We start from the raw sequence: 15,139 nt of genomic DNA on the forward strand, positions 1-15,139 counted from the left end.
GATGACTTCCTTAATTAATTCATTGGCCTAGCGGTATTGTTGCTTATCACAGCCGCTGATTCAGCGTAAAAGGCTTTAATCGCGCCAATGAGTTGTTTTATATCTTGTTGATTCACATCAAGATGGGTCAAGAAACGGATCGGCGTCCCGGCGGTAACAAATATCCCCCGTTCGGCTAAATACTCTGCTAAGGCAAAGGATTGTTGGTGACGACAACGCGCATAAACCACATTGGTTTGCACCGAGTGTGCGTCACATTCTAATTCCTCAATTTGCGCCAGTTGTTCCGCCAACAATTGTGCATTAGCGTGATCCTCGGCTAAACGAGCGACATGATGCTCCAAAGCGTATTGGCCAGCGGCTGCAATAATGCCCGCTTGACGCATGCCACCCCCTAACATTTTTCGCAATCGCTTGGCGCGCTCGATTAAGCGTTTATCGCCAAGCAGTAACGAACCAATCGGCGCTCCCAAACCCTTCGATAAACAAATGGTAAAACTGTCGAAAGGCGCTACCAGCAGACGTTCATCGACACCGCTTTGAACCACGGCATTAAACAATCGAGCACCATCCAGGTGCAGCGCCAGCTGATGCTCTGCCACGAAGGAAGGTAAGCTAGCCAAATAATCCATCGGTAATACCCGCCCGCCAATGGTATTTTCCAAAGATAACAGGCGAGTTTGGGCAAAGTGAAAATCATCTTCTTTAATTGCCGCCTGAACCTTGTTGAGACACAGGCTTCCATCAGCACTATTTTCTATTGGCTGTGGCTGCACACTCCCAAGTACTGCGGCACCACCAGCTTCATATCTATAATTATGTGCACTCTGACCACAAATATACTCATCCCCTCGCTGGCAGTGCGCCATAATGGCTAACAGGTTGGCTTGAGTCCCCGAACTACAGAACAAGGCGGCTTCGGTTCCCATTCTCTCGGCAGCATAATCCTGCAAACGATTGACCGTAGGATCATCACCATATACGTCATCCCCCACTTCCGCTTGACTCATTAATAAACGCATTGCTTGCGTAGGACGGGTGACAGTATCACTTCTAAAATCACTCATGACTCAGCCTCTTGTTGATGTTCGATTAACCATTGCATCGGATCGGGGTAGCTAAATTGATAATTCAATACAGCCTTAATTCTATGGTTGTCGATCCGTTTATTACTGACTTCACCGGCGGTAAACGTGGGCGCAACCAGTCCCAACTGCTCAGCCGCTAGCTCATAAAACTCTTGTTTAGTTGGATGTAAATCACTACAGGCATTGAACTGCTCGCCCCAAATATCCCGCTGAATTAAAGCACCAATCAACGCGATACAGTCCTGACGATGGATCACATTCACCGGACTCTTTGCGCCACTCACAGTTTTCCCCGATAAAAATCGTCCAGGTTTACGCTGTCCGCCCAGTAAGCCAGAAAAACGCAGTACACTCGCTTGATAAGCGCGACTAGCGAATAACTTATCTTCAATATGGCTTAAGGCAATACCAGAACGGGTGGTCGGATGACGAGCCGTGTATTCATCTACGATTCCCTGTTGAGGCCCATAAACCGAAGTAGACGAGATAAAGAGGATCTTTTTAACGCCATGCTCTGTAGCGGCATCAAGTAACGCGGTGATTTGGGCGATATGGTAGTCTGCGGTATTTGTTTTACGCCCTGGAGGAATATTTACAATCAGCAAGTCACATGCAAGCAACGCTGCAATATTATTTGACTGTAACTGCGGCGCTAAATCCAACTGATATGCTTCTATGCCTAGATGACCAAGTGATTCCAGCTCTTCAAGCTTACGCCGAGACCCCAATACCCGATAGCCTTCGGCCAACAAAAACTGCGCTAAAGGTAAACCCAACCAACCGCAGCCCACTATACTAATTCGTTTGATCACTCACTGTCCTTTTAAGTTTAGCGGCAATTACACCCCATTCGCGAATGGAGGATCTATTTAGACCGAGGGGAAATAGATGAGAGCAAGCCGTTGATTGCTGGAATACTTTATTAAAAATAGAAAATAAACAACAAAACTAACATTCATTTTAACCAGCGTAAATCAATCGATAATGAATAGAGTTGCTATTCTATCAACCGAGCACAATATCTGAACAATCGATAGCGATTCAAATCATGTTAGACAAGGGGGATGATTGAGTGCGTTTATGCTAATTCTAAAGCAAAAACACTTAGGCCGAAGATTTCATTAAAATGGCCACGGAGTAAACTTGCGTCTTCGCTGTCATAAAAGTGATCTTGAGTTGTATTCGCCAACCGTAAAACGAAGGCAAAAAAAAACGACCCAAAAATTTAGGTCGTAACAGCAAGTTCTTAGAATTGTAGATAGCTAGAAATGCTAGTTAAATCAATCAATTCTATACAGCGGGAAAGTTTCAATTAAGTCATCTCAAACTCAATCTTCAAATGCGGCTAACAATTGCATCCGATGTGAAAACGATACCAGAAAAGCCTTTCATAGCAAAATAAAAAAAGGGCTAAGAACAGCCCTTGCTTAGAATGTTTGATTTAGATCACAGTTTATTGATTACGGAATCACGCACAATCAACTCTGGAATAAATTTAAGCCCGATAATATTAGGCTCAATTTCCTTGCCTTTCTTTTCCAAAATATCGATAGCTAACTGAGCGGCACGCTTGCCCATATCCTCAATAGGATAACGAACGGTGGTGAGCTTAGGATGAACAAAACGCGCATAGTGATTATCATCATAACCCACAACAGAGATTTGCCCGGGAATATCGAAGCCTTTATCACGTAAAGCCGATACGGCTCCAGCAACCATCGAGTCGTTATACCCCACGATGGCAGTAAAACTCATTCCTCGCTCTAATAATTGACTTACTGCTTGGCTCCCCCCAACTTCATCGGGGTAAGCTCGAGCAATCAGCTGCTCATCAATAGGTGCGGATATTTGTTCCATCGCTTGACGATAACCTGATAAACGCTCAACGCCATCGGTGAATGACAGATCATCGGTAGTAATAAAGGCAATATCTTTATGGCCTTTTTCTTGTAAATGGCGAGTCGACTTATACGTCCCCTCACTATTGTCCAAGTACACACAACGATTCTCGAAGCCCGGAACTAAACGGTTAATAAAAATAAACGGGGTCTTACAATCCGCAATTTCTCTTAACTCCTCATTACTTAATGCCATCGAATGAACAATAACTGCATCACACTGACGCTGTAATAATATATCGATCGCATGACGCTCTTTCTCTGCACTATGATGGCCCGACATAACAATGGTATATTTACCGGCCATATCAACAATTTCTTCTATACCCTTCATCATCTGCACAAAGAACGGGCCACCACCGAGATCACCCACCACTAAACCAATACAGTCGGAACGTTTGCTAACCAAGGCTTGGGCAAAACTATTTGGGCGATAATGAAGCTCTTCCATCGCTCGGAGAACGGCCTCTCGTTTCTCTGGTGCTACCTGAGCAGTATCGTTAATCACGCGAGATACGGTTGATATCGACACATTTGCCAACTGAGAAACATCTTTAATTGTGGCCAAATTACTTACCCTCTTATCGTCTGCAAAGCAGAATTAAACTTGAAAAACGATCTGGGTAAAACTATACCAAGACAGAGCAAAACTTGATAGTGAAACCGCGCCACAGAGTGTAAACTATAGTTTAAATTTAGATATCCGTTGCGGCTTCATGCAATGAGTTTTTTTACTTGTTGCATCAACTAATTAAGTAAGTTAATTATGTCATTTGTTAGTAAGTTACGTTGTGCCTTAACCTTGGGTCAAGGAGTGTTGGTCTCGCTTCCTGAGCCGACTGGCAAAGAAGATCCCATAGAGCTATTTGGGGAATGGTTTAAACAAGCCAAAAAATCAGGAATTGTACTGCCTGAGTCAATGACAGTTTCGTCGGTAGGCGCTGATGGTCGTCCTTCGGCTAGAGTCGTATTGTTAAAAGAATTTGACGCAGAGGGCTTTGTTTTTTACACCAATTATTCGAGTAGAAAAGGACAGGAGTTAGAGCTTCATCCTCTCGCTTGTTTAACCTTTCATTGGAATATTTTACAACGCCAAGTTCGCATTGAAGGGCGTGTTGAAAGAGTCAGTCAACAACAGTCCGAGCACTACTTCCATAGCCGCGGACGAGGCAGCCAAATTGGTGCTTGGGCCAGCCACCAAAGCCAAGTCATCGCAAACCGTAGTATTCTTGAAAAACAAGTCAGCAATTGCAAACAAGAGTTTGCAGATAAAGAGGTGCCACTGCCTGAGTTTTGGGGTGGCTACCGAGTCATTCCCGATACAATTGAGTTTTGGCAAGGTAAAGCCGATCGTCTGCATGACCGCTTCCGTTATAGTTGCGACGCCAAGGGCTGGAAAGCGGACCGCCTTAGCCCTTAGGCACACCATAAGAGTAACTTAACTCCTGTGGAGTAAGTAAAGATTGAAGCGGTTGCTTACGCCGATATTGATATACGACTTGATACGCCAATACGCTCTGTACGTAATGGCGTGTTTCTTTAAACGGAATCGACTCTATCCATACATCGGCAGGTACCTTGCCTGACTTGGCAAGCCAACGACTAACCCGCGTCGGGCCAGCATTATAAGCAGCGGCAGCCAAGATACGATTGCCTTGATAACGGTCAAGTAAACTATCTAAATAGGCACTCCCCAAACGAATATTATCTTCCGGTTCAAATAGTTGACTTCGTGAACGATACTTAAAACCAATTTTTTTCGCGGTGTGTTTCGCAGTCGCTGGCATTAACTGCATCAAGCCACGTGCGCCAACCGAACTTTGTGCCAAAGGATACATCGCACTTTCTTGACGCGCTAAGGCGTACAATAAACTAGCTTCTACTTGGCGCTTATTCGCAAAATACTCAAACTCTTGAGCAAAACTCAAAGGAAAACGCATTTGCAGTTGATCCCATTGCTTTGCAATGATTGACGCCTGTACCGCCATGTCTTGCCAGTTATGACTAAGGGCCAGGGCCCCTAAATCTAACTGGCGCGATAACTTGGAGCGCCTTAATAAATGATCCCATTCGGAACGCGCCGAATAATACTCTTCTAGGGCCAATAGCTCTTTGACTTTGAGCACCACGGGATGCTGGTCGATTTGCTTAAGTTCAGCAGCGCTCATACGATGTTGCTGCTCTTGGAGTTGAAATGGCCTGTTTAAATATTGAGCAGCAAGAAAACCATGGTAACTTCGTTCTACGGAAAGTTTATCGAAGCTGGCCTTAGCAAGCTCGGTTTGTCCCAAAGCAAGCATCGAGCGAGCCTGCCAGTAACGCCAACGTTCCTGCCGCTGAATCGCTTCAGGTAATCGCGCTAACCATAGACTAATCTGCGCCCACTGTTGCTGCGCAATCGCTAAACGAACCCGCTGCTCAATACTATGGCTATCAGGATGTAAACGAAGCTGGCGGTCGGCCCACTTCAGCAAAACCGGAGTTGGCTGACCAATCACCTTGCGGACCAAACTTCGCTCACAGTTTAAATACAACTGATTTGACTGACTTAAGGGCTTCGCCCAACGCGTCAAATACCCCACCGCTGCAGCTAAATCACGCCTCGCCAACCTTTTTATTGCTAATAAGGCAATTTGCTGATGAGACCTCGATTGACTAATTTTAAGTTGTCCGGAGCTCAAAACAACAGCCGGCTGAGTATAGGCTTTCACCAATAACTTCACCTCTGGTTGATGTATTTTGGACTGAGATTTACCGAGATATTTTAATAAACTAATCTGCCGCGCTTGAAAAGCCAACAGCATCCGTTGCCAACGTAATTGATCGCTGATTTTAACCGCTTTTTGCCAATGGGTGAATAAAACGTCACAGGCCTTCGGTCTAGAGCGACCGTGCAACCACAGTTTTTTGGCACCTTGCCATGCTTGAGGAGCATCTCCGGTCTTGTATAAGGCATAATAATAATGACATTGTAAGTCGATGCTATTCGGCAACTGAGGGTAAAATTCTAAATAACTTTGCCATTCTCCCCTTCTGGCAAGCTCTAACATAAAACGACGCTGCATCGCATTACTTAAATAAGACAATGAATTCGCGCCGATAAATTGTTCTACTTCGGCGCGACTAACAGTGCGGATCTGTCCTCGTAGCTGGTAATAACGTAGGTAATCAAACAAGGGGTAGTCTTTAAGTTGATTTAAAGATTGCTCTGCTTGTGTCCACTTCGCTGCGCGTTGCAATTGCCGCACGTCTTTATAGGCTTGCTGCTGCGGCGTTAATTGCCCTGCCTGAGCGAAGCCTAAGCCACTACAGAGCAGAAAAACACATAGTTGCCAAAACCACTGTGGCATAGTCTGTCACGCCTAATTGTTGCTACCATCAATCTTTAGATTAACGCAGCATCAATTAATCGGCGAGTATATTCTTGCTGAGGTTGGCAAAAAACTGCTTCAGTTGCGCCCTGCTCCACCACCTGTCCATATTGCATGACCATCACCCGATGACTTAGCGTACGAATAACCGCTAAGTCATGGCTAATAAATAAATAACTTAAGTTGTATTTAAACTGTAACTGACGCAGCAATTCAAGCAATTGCTTTTGTACGGTTCGGTCGAGAGCAGATGTGGGTTCATCCAAAATTAGGACTTCTGGTTTCAGTACCAAAGCACGAGCCAAAGAAATACGTTGACGCTGCCCACCGGAAAATTCGTGAGGATAACGGTGCATCACATCTGGCGTGAGACCAACATCGAGCAACACTTCCGCAACGGCTTGCTTTAATTGCTGTTTGCTCAGGTCAAAATGCAAACTTAAACCTTCACCAATAATTTGCGCTACCGTCATTCGTGGACTCAAACTAGAGAACGGATCTTGAAAGACTATTTGCATAAAACGACGCAGCGGCTGCATCTGTTTGACACCATAAGCTTGAATGGCTTGCTGTTTGAAATAAATTTCACCTTGGCTGTCAATCAGACGCAGTACCGCCTGCGCTAAGGTACTTTTCCCTGAACCGCTTTCCCCAACAATACCTAAGGTTTCACCTCGCTTTAATTCAAAATCAACTAAGTTGACCGCTTTAATATGGTCGACGGTTCGCTGCCAAAAACCCTGTTTAATGGGAAACCATACCTTCAGTTGCTCAACCTTCAGTAAAGTTTCCGCCTGTGCATCACAGAGGCTTTGGCGAACCGGCTCAGAATCGAGCAAAGTTTTAGTATAGGTATGCTGAGGCGCCGCAAACAGCGCCGCGCAATCATTCACTTCAACCAGTTGGCCGGCTTGCATTACTGCCACACGATCGGCGTAACCACGGACCACATTTAAATCATGAGTGATCAGTAAAATCGCCATCCCTAGCTGTTGTTGCAACTGTTTAAGCAAATTTAAAATTTGCTGCTGAATAGTGACATCTAAGGCTGTTGTCGGCTCATCAGCGATTAACAGTTTTGGCTCGGTGGCCAGGGCCATTGCAATCATCACCCGCTGACGTTGCCCTCCCGACAATTGATGAGGAAAGCTAGCCAAACGTTTTTCTGGTTGTTCGATCCCCACTAAGTCGAGTAACTCTAAGACACGCTGCTGCGCCTGCGGCTTATCCATACCACGATGAACATAGAGTACTTCACTAATTTGCTTCTCTACGCTATGCAAGGGGTTGAGCGAGGTTAAAGGTTCCTGAAAAATCATCGCAATTTGGTTACCTCGCAGCGCTTGCAGCGTCTTGCTTGGTTGATTTAACAAGGCTTGCTGCTGCAACCAAATTTGACCACTCACTTTGGCATTCCCGCCCAGTAAAGACAGAATCGACAAGGCGGTTACCGATTTACCCGAGCCACTCTCACCGACCAGAGCTAAGGTTTCACCCTGCATCAACTCCAAGCTGACATCTTTAACCACTGGGTCAGGCAAACCAAAGCACACCGATAGCTGGTTAATTTCTAATAGTTTTTTCACAAGCCGCTACCTAAATACGCTTTCTGGGATCGAAGGCGTCACGCGCCGCTTCGCCAATAAACACCAACAAAATTAAAATAATCGACATCGATAGGAAAGCAGTAATACCGAGCCAAGGTGCCTGTAAGTTGTTTTTACCTTGGGCAACCATCTCTCCCAATGAAGGGGAACCTGGCGGTAAACCAAAACCTAGATAATCTAAACCAGTTAAGGCTGTCAGACCCCCAATGAAAATAAAAGGTAAAAATGTCAAAGTTGCAATCATCGCATTAGGTAAAATATGCCGTGCCATAATCGCTGGATCGCTTACCCCTAAGGCTCGAGCAGCTTTCACATATTCGAGGTTACGACCTCGAAGAAATTCAGCTCGAACCACGTCAACCAGACTCATCCAGCTAAATAACAACAAGATTGTAAGTAGCCACCAAAAACTCGGTTGAATGATGCTCGATAAAATAATGAGTAAAAACAACTGCGGCATCCCCGACCATATTTCGATAAAACGTTGACCCCAAAGGTCAACCCGCCCACCAAAATAACCTTGTATGGCACCAACCGCGACGCCAATCACAGAGCTAGTAACTGCCAATACCAGCGCAAATAATACCGACAAGCGAAAACCGTAAAGTAAGCGAGCAAATACATCGCGTCCTTGATCGTCGGTGCCTAACCAGTTGTCAAATGTAGGGGGTGAGGGGGAAGGCTCCGTCAAATTAAAATTAATGCTGTCGTAAGAAAACTTCACTGGAGGCCATAGCAACCATCCCCCTTGCTGCTCGATTAAACCTTGAATATAAGGATCGGAGTAATCCGCCTCAATATCTAAGTCTCCGCCAAACTGCAGCTCGCTATATTCGGTGATGATCGGCATCATCCACTGTTGCTGATAGGAAATCAGCAACGGTTTATCATTGGCAATAAACTCGGCGAACAAACTAATGAAGAACAGCAACAAAAATAAATAAAAACTCCAATAACCACGTCGATTCGCTTTAAATTGCAACCAACGGCGTTGGGTAATCGGGCTGGCCTTTACTCGCAGCCACTGCGCGACTAAGCCCATGGTTAACGCCTCCCCTCGAAATTAATCCGTGGATCAATCATGGTATAGGTCACATCACTGATTAACTTGAGCAACAAAGCGATAAGGGTTGAGATATACAGAGTACCAAATACCACCGGGTAATCTCGATTAACTACCGACTCAAAACCCAACAGACCAAGACCATCTAAGGAGAAAATCACCTCTATCATGAAAGAACCCGTTAGAAAAATGCTAATCAAGGTAGCTGGTAAACTCGAAATCACCAACAACATCGCATTACGAAATACATGACCATACAACACGCGATTTTCGCTAAGCCCTTTGGCTCTTGCGGTTAATACATATTGCTTATTAATTTCATCAAGGAAGGAGTTTTTAGTCAACATGGTAAGAGTCGCAAAACTACTAATCACCATCGCGGTGACGGGCAAGGCTAGATGCCAAAAGTAATCGCCCACTTTAGCCAACCAGCTTAACTCCTGCCAATTAGCTGAGGTAAGCCCTCGCAGTGGAAACCAATCCCAATAACTGCCCCCTGCAAACAGTACGATCAACATAATCGCAAACAGGAAATTAGGAATAGCAAAACCAACCGTGACCACAGTTGAGCTCCACACATCGAAACGGCTACCGTGTTGCACCGCTTTACGGATCCCAAGCGGGATCGAAATCCCATAAACCAATAGCGAGGTCCACAAGCCTAAGGAGATCGACACCGGCATTTTTTCAATAATGAGGTCAACCACCGAGCTATCCCGATAGAAACTATCCCCAAAATCAAACCGCAAGTAATTCCCCAACATATCAAAATAACGTTCATATAAGGGTCTATCAAAACCGTAGAGCTGTTCTAACTCCGCCACCAGTTCTGGGGGTAAACCTTGCGCGCCACGATATGAACTAGAACTTGCACCAGCGTTAGATTGGATAACTTCGCTATCGACCCCCGAATCTACCCGACGAGTCGCTGAAGTATCAATCCCTTGGATCTTGGCGATAGCTTGCTCAACAGGACCACCGGGGGCTGACTGGATGATCACAAAATTAAGCGTCATAATCCCCAATAAAGTAGGGATCATCAGTAACAGGCGTCGCAGAATATAACTAGTCATGGTCGTTTATTCGACCCACCAAGTATCCAAACCAGGCGAGAATTTGGGGTTACGTGTCGGTCGCTTTAACTTATCCCAGTAGGCGATACGCCAAGTATTAAGGTGCCACTGAGGGACCACATAATAAGACCACAACAAAACCCGATCGAGAGCGCGAGTGGCATCCACCAACGCGGCTCGACTATCAGCAGCAATCACTGCATCAACCAACTCATCAATCACCGAACTTTTCACCCCAATGTAATTGCGTGAACCAAAATGATCAGCAGCTGCACTGCCCCAGTAACCGCGCTGCTCATTACCCGGTGAAGAAGACTGTCCAAAACTACCCACTATCATATCAAAATCAAATTTCTGTACGCGGTTGATATATTGCGAAACATCCACCACCCGAACTTCAGTACTAATCCCAATTTTTTGTAAATTGCGTGTATAGGGCAAAACAATTCGCTCAAAATTCTTCTGATAAATCAAAATTTCGATATGCATTTGTTTACCATGAACATCCACTAACTTACCTTTGCTCAAAGTCCATCCTGCCTTTTTAAGCAAGGCTAAAGCTTCGCGCATTTGCGGGCGAATATTCCCATCGCCTCGGGTGCGTTCGAGCTGAAATGGCTGATTAAATACCTCAGGCGGAAGCTGCGCTTTAAATGGCGTCAGTAAGGCTAACTCGCCCCCTTTAGGTAACCCGGTTGCCGCCAATTCGGAGGCAGCAAAATAGCTCTCTGTACGGGTATAAGCACCATAAAATAACTGCTCGTTAGTCCATTCAAAATCAAACAATAAACCAATAGCCTTGCGCACGCCTCGCTGACTAAACACACTTCGCCGAGTATTAAAGACAAAACCCTGCATCCCCTGCGGATTTTCATTTCTCAGATTATCGGTATGAATTTTACCTTCTGCGAACAACGGACCGTTGTATGCGGTGGCCCAATCTTTGGCGCTGGTTTCTAAGCGAAAATCAATCCGTCCCGATTTAAAGGCTTCTAAAGCCACCGAAGAGTCACGATAATATTCATATGCGATGGTTTGAATATTATGACGACCGCGATTAATCGCTAAGTCTTTGCCCCAATAATCATCGACCAAGCGGTAGCTCACCGCACGCCCAATATCAAACTTATCCAACTGATAAGGCCCTGAACCCAAAGGGGGGGGTAAATCGGCTTTACTAAAGTCATGCTGCTGCCAATAATGCTTGGGTAACACTGGTAACTCACCAAGAATCAGCGGTAATTCGCGATTATTGCCATTAACAAAACTAAATTTCACACTCAGCGGCGACTCTGCCACCACATCTTTCACGCTGGCATAATAGGCCCGATAATGAGGCGCACCCTTTTCCATCAGTAAATGAAAGGTAAAGACCACATCTTCCGCGGTGACTGGGTGACCATCGTGAAAACGAGCTTGTGGGCGTAAATTAAAGCGTACCCAAGAGCGATCGGCTGGTAAATCGACGGTTTCGGCGAGCAGACCATAGCGAGAAAATGCTTCATCATCGTTAGAGGCCATCAAGGTATCGTATATTTGACCAATCCCTGCGGCGGGATTTCCCTTCACAATAAAGGGATTGAAAGTATCAAAGGTTCCCAATGCATCGTAAGTGATACGCCCTTGTTTCGGAGCATCACTGTTCACATAAGGTAAATGAGAAAAATCAGCAGCTAAGGCTGGCTCGCCATGCATCACCAGCGCGTGAGAACGACTAAATTCCTCGGCGTGAGCAAAACCAATAAGCAAAATACAAAGTGCCGATAGCAGTCGTGTCATGATAAGCGCGTCCTCACAAATAAAAATAGAATGTTCAACTTAAGCAGAATCGGTTGAACTGTCCTGGTGAAATAGGCTCAAGTTCACCACAATACTCACTATAAAGGCCATGAATGCAACGAAAAACATCGTGACAAACTTAGCCTGTATAAAAATCCACCCCAGCTGGCAACAGACCCTATGGCTGTAGTTATAACCGACTAGAAACTAAAAGATAAAGAGCTTTTAAGCAAATTTACGCTGAAAACGTTGAATATATCGTTCCATCGCATCGGCAGGGATCGCTTTACTGGATAGAAAACCTTGATAAAAGGTGCAACCTTGTTGCTTCAGAAATTCTAATTGCTGACGCGTTTCCACGCCTTCAGCTGTCACCGTAAAACCAAGATGACGGGCAATTGCTAATACTGCATCAACGATCGCCATATCACGGCTATCACGAGGAATATCACGAATAAAGGAGCGGTCGATTTTCAGCTCATCCACAGGTAAGCGTTTCAGGTAACTTAATGAAGAATAGCCCGCGCCGAAATCATCGATAGCAAAACGCAGCCCTAATTCCTTTAGCTGTTCCATTCTACGAATCGTATCCTCGGCATGCCCGAGCACCACCGACTCGGTCACTTCCAAATTTAACATCGCATTATCGATATCATAACGCATCATCAAATCTTCAACTTTCTCAACAAATTCAGGATGATGGAATTGCTTGGCACTCACATTAACTGAAAGCTCTGGCAGCGTTAAGCCCATCGCTTGCCATTTAGCCATGTGTTTACAGCTTTGTTCAAGTACCCACATGCCAATATCGATTATCAAATCGGATTCTTCAGCGATGGGGATAAATTCGGTCGGCGACACCAAACTCTTCCCCAAAGGCTGCCAACGTACTAAGGCCTCCGCCCCAACTAACTCACCCGTAGCGACCATATGTTGTGGCTGGTAATAAACCAATAATTCTTCATTGGCTAAAGCGCTACGCAATGCATTGTGCATTTGCAAACGTTTATCCGCTTGCCGCTGCATACCATCTTCAAAAAAGATCACGGTACGTCGCCCCGCCGATTTCGCCTGATACATCGCTGTATCAGCTTGCTTGAGCAGATCCTCTGCTGTCTGCCCCTTTCCCGGAAATAAAGTAATCCCCACACTGGCACCAATATGCAACGATTGACCATCGAAGGGATAAGGTGCAGAGATGGTTTTAATAAGACGTTTTCCAACTAAGTGCGCTTGTTGTTCTGCATGAGGCGGACTTCCGCCGAGATCAGCCAGTAACAGGACAAACTCATCGCCACCTAAACGAGCCAATACATCGCCTTGGCGGATCAAACCTTGTAAACGTTGCGCGACCTGCTGTAATACCCAGTCGCCTGCGGCATGCCCTAAAGAATCATTAATATTTTTAAAATGATCTAAATCGATAAACAGCAAGGCTCCAATCACATGGCTCTTTTTAGCGCGGTTAAAACAACTGTCTAACTCTTCACGTAATTTTCGCCGATTTGGTAAACCCGTTAGCTCGTCAAAATAGGCTAAATGTTGAATTTGTTTTTCCGATGCAATATTGGCCGAGATATCTTGAATATTCACCACATAATGACTCTGTCCCGTGTCGGCATTCGTTACCGCGGTAATGGTCTCTGATTGAGTATAACTTTGACCATTTTTTCTCAAGCGCTCGACTTCACCTTTACGCCGAACGGAACCATCCACAGCGTCAATAAACACTGGGTTTGGACTACCAAAAACCTCCGTCAACTCGGCACCTAATACTTCCGATTGGCGATAACCAGTAATTTGCGAGAACGCGGTGTTAACTTTCACGATGCGATAGTCTGCATCGGTAATCAATAAGCCGTCATTACTTTCAAACGCCACCGCTGAGAGCGCCAACGCTTCGCTCTCTTGTAACAAAGAGCATTCGGTCCCAATCCGCTCCATAAATGGCAAACAGAGTTGTTTAACAAATTCCGAATCAAATTCCGAAGCCACAAAAGTTAGCGCTAAATAAGCCACCAGCTTTGCATCATCAACAATTTGTAATGCTAAAAAGCCTGAGGGCTTACGCGCTAGCTCGGAGGGAAGGAAGGCATAATCGGGATACTGCTCTGCTAAATCGCTTGAGAGAGTCATAGCCTGATATCGAATATCAGCCAATAACTGAGGCGTGACAGGGCTTAAGGTTCTAGAAAACAATTGACCATCACGACAATAAGCAATACAGGGTACATTCGCCAAACGAGAATCAAAACGGGCAACATAAACTTCGCAAGCACCACAGCGCTCTGCCAATTGACGAACCAATTCAGAAAAGAAATGTTGACTGGGCTGACGAGCTAATACAAGAGCGAACTCAGATATTGAAACCGCTAACTCGGAAGGACCAGAAGATGAATTCAGCAAAGGTGTAGTATCTATGACGCCATCCATATCGATTAAAATTACAACGACTTTCTTTTTCGGTTACGAACTTAGCGTGACCGACGGGTTAACACCAACTGCTTGTTATCCCATCCAATGTGCCGAATTACCCAACAATATTCAAGCATTATTCAGCAATTTATAATACTTTTCACTAACAAGTCACAATCATACTCGAACAAATTCAAGCGCTAAAAAAATGTGACGAATGTCTGTTTTTTTATTTTTAAAGATCGTATGCTGAAAGTGAAATAATTACTAGATAGTCTTTGGGAGGCTTATGATTATTGATATTACCAGCAAAACAATCTCCATTACCCCAACCATTCGTGAGCATATTGCCACGCGCTTTGAAAAGTTAGAAAAAAACCAAATCCCATTAATCTCACCAAAAGTTATTATTATTAGCGATAACAAGAAGGTTAAGGTAGAAGCTAAAATTAACTTACCCAATGGACAACTATTTGCCAGTGATGAGCATCAGGACCTCATCACCGCCATCAATAATCTTGGACACAAGCTAGAGCGACAATTACATCGCTTCCAAGAGAAGCCAAATGCACATCGAGCGAGTCGCTCAGGAAAAGAATTCCTAAGAGAGCCTGCCGAGATTGATGATGGCGAGCCGAATAACGATGATGAAGAAGCCGCATAGGCTTTCGATAATACAGTAATACCAGGCATCAATTTGCTTGGTATTACTTGACTTTAAGATGATTGCTTTTTAGTCTGGTCGCATGAAAATATTTACAATCCGATTTTTGTTTGGTTTCTTTTTTACTCCACCCTTTTAGGGAGGCGGACGGAATTGGTGTAAAAACGAAAACACACAGATC

At 44.9% G+C, this 15,139-nt stretch carries 11 protein-coding genes and 1 other annotated feature (1 of these 12 cut by a window edge); of the genes, 2 read left to right on the forward strand and 9 right to left on the reverse strand.

The features are described 5' to 3' along the window. Positions 1–14 precede the first annotated feature (14 nt). From ltaE to ACRRS0_RS14295, 3 genes are all read right to left on the reverse strand, one after another. Complete coding sequence (gene ltaE, locus ACRRS0_RS14285; RefSeq protein WP_432452519.1) at positions 15–1,067, reverse strand: low-specificity L-threonine aldolase; 1,053 nt, start codon at positions 1,065–1,067, stop codon at positions 15–17. Continuing rightward, the gene (locus ACRRS0_RS14290) at positions 1,064–1,900 is read right to left on the reverse strand and encodes an SDR family oxidoreductase (RefSeq protein WP_432452518.1); all 837 of its coding nucleotides are present in this window, start codon (positions 1,898–1,900) and stop codon (positions 1,064–1,066) included. The genes ltaE and ACRRS0_RS14290 overlap by 4 nt, the downstream gene beginning before the upstream one ends. A gap of 634 nt (positions 1,901–2,534) precedes the next feature. Beyond that, a complete protein-coding gene (locus tag ACRRS0_RS14295) occupies positions 2,535–3,554 on the reverse strand; it encodes a LacI family DNA-binding transcriptional regulator (protein WP_432452517.1) in 1,020 nt (339 codons plus the stop codon). Positions 3,555–3,752: 198 nt separating this feature from the next. Between ACRRS0_RS14295 and pdxH the strand changes: the two genes are divergently transcribed. Then, positions 3,753–4,406, forward strand: coding sequence for a pyridoxamine 5'-phosphate oxidase (pdxH, locus tag ACRRS0_RS14300; RefSeq protein ID WP_432452516.1), 654 nt, complete (start codon positions 3,753–3,755; stop codon positions 4,404–4,406). Here the strand turns inward: pdxH and ACRRS0_RS14305 are convergent. From ACRRS0_RS14305 to ACRRS0_RS14330, 6 genes are all read right to left on the reverse strand, one after another. After that, entirely contained in the window at positions 4,396–6,336 is a 1,941-nt protein-coding gene (locus ACRRS0_RS14305; RefSeq protein WP_432452515.1) for a transglycosylase SLT domain-containing protein, read from the reverse strand. The genes pdxH and ACRRS0_RS14305 overlap by 11 nt on opposite strands. A 35-nt stretch (positions 6,337–6,371) precedes the next feature. After that, positions 6,372–7,943, reverse strand: a complete 1,572-nt coding sequence (locus ACRRS0_RS14310) for an ABC transporter ATP-binding protein (RefSeq protein WP_432452514.1) — start codon at positions 7,941–7,943, stop codon at positions 6,372–6,374. Between the two features lie 10 nt (positions 7,944–7,953). Next, a complete protein-coding gene (locus ACRRS0_RS14315) occupies positions 7,954–9,006 on the reverse strand; it encodes an ABC transporter permease (protein WP_432452513.1) in 1,053 nt (350 codons plus the stop codon). A gap of 2 nt (positions 9,007–9,008) precedes the next feature. Continuing rightward, positions 9,009–10,100 (reverse strand): microcin C ABC transporter permease YejB, encoded by a 1,092-nt coding sequence (locus ACRRS0_RS14320; RefSeq protein ID WP_432452512.1) that lies wholly within the window; start codon positions 10,098–10,100, stop codon positions 9,009–9,011. A gap of 6 nt (positions 10,101–10,106) precedes the next feature. Next, entirely contained in the window at positions 10,107–11,879 is a 1,773-nt protein-coding gene (locus ACRRS0_RS14325; RefSeq protein ID WP_432452511.1) for an extracellular solute-binding protein, read from the reverse strand. Between the two features lie 225 nt (positions 11,880–12,104). Next, complete coding sequence (locus tag ACRRS0_RS14330; RefSeq protein ID WP_432452510.1) at positions 12,105–14,312, reverse strand: putative bifunctional diguanylate cyclase/phosphodiesterase; 2,208 nt, start codon at positions 14,310–14,312, stop codon at positions 12,105–12,107. Positions 14,313–14,583: 271 nt separating this feature from the next. On the opposite strand from ACRRS0_RS14330, the gene hpf reads away from it, so the two are divergent. Next, entirely contained in the window at positions 14,584–14,958 is a 375-nt protein-coding gene (hpf, locus tag ACRRS0_RS14335; RefSeq protein ID WP_432452509.1) for a ribosome hibernation-promoting factor, HPF/YfiA family, read from the forward strand. Positions 14,959–15,044: 86 nt separating this feature from the next. Further along, positions 15,045–15,139 (forward strand) — a sequence feature (Phe leader region) (it continues 32 nt past the right edge of the window).

The organism is Agarivorans sp. QJM3NY_29 (assembly GCF_050870835.2).
GTDB lineage: Bacteria > Pseudomonadota > Gammaproteobacteria > Enterobacterales > Celerinatantimonadaceae > Agarivorans.

Bases quoted from the DNA above. Each gene is read 5' to 3' on its own strand.
- ACRRS0_RS14305 (WP_432452515.1), bottom strand. From the start codon at position 6,336: ATGCCACAGTGGTTTTGGCAACTATGTGTTTTTCTGCTCTGTAGTGGC.
- ACRRS0_RS14330 (WP_432452510.1), bottom strand. From the start codon at position 14,312: ATGGATGGCGTCATAGATACTACACCTTTGCTGAATTCATCTTCTGGT.
- pdxH (WP_432452516.1), top strand. From the start codon at position 3,753: ATGTCATTTGTTAGTAAGTTACGTTGTGCCTTAACCTTGGGTCAAGGA.
- ACRRS0_RS14325 (WP_432452511.1), bottom strand. From the start codon at position 11,879: ATGACACGACTGCTATCGGCACTTTGTATTTTGCTTATTGGTTTTGCT.
- ltaE (WP_432452519.1), bottom strand. From the start codon at position 1,067: ATGAGTGATTTTAGAAGTGATACTGTCACCCGTCCTACGCAAGCAATG.
- ACRRS0_RS14315 (WP_432452513.1), bottom strand. From the start codon at position 9,006: ATGGGCTTAGTCGCGCAGTGGCTGCGAGTAAAGGCCAGCCCGATTACC.
- ACRRS0_RS14320 (WP_432452512.1), bottom strand. From the start codon at position 10,100: ATGACTAGTTATATTCTGCGACGCCTGTTACTGATGATCCCTACTTTA.
- hpf (WP_432452509.1), top strand. From the start codon at position 14,584: ATGATTATTGATATTACCAGCAAAACAATCTCCATTACCCCAACCATT.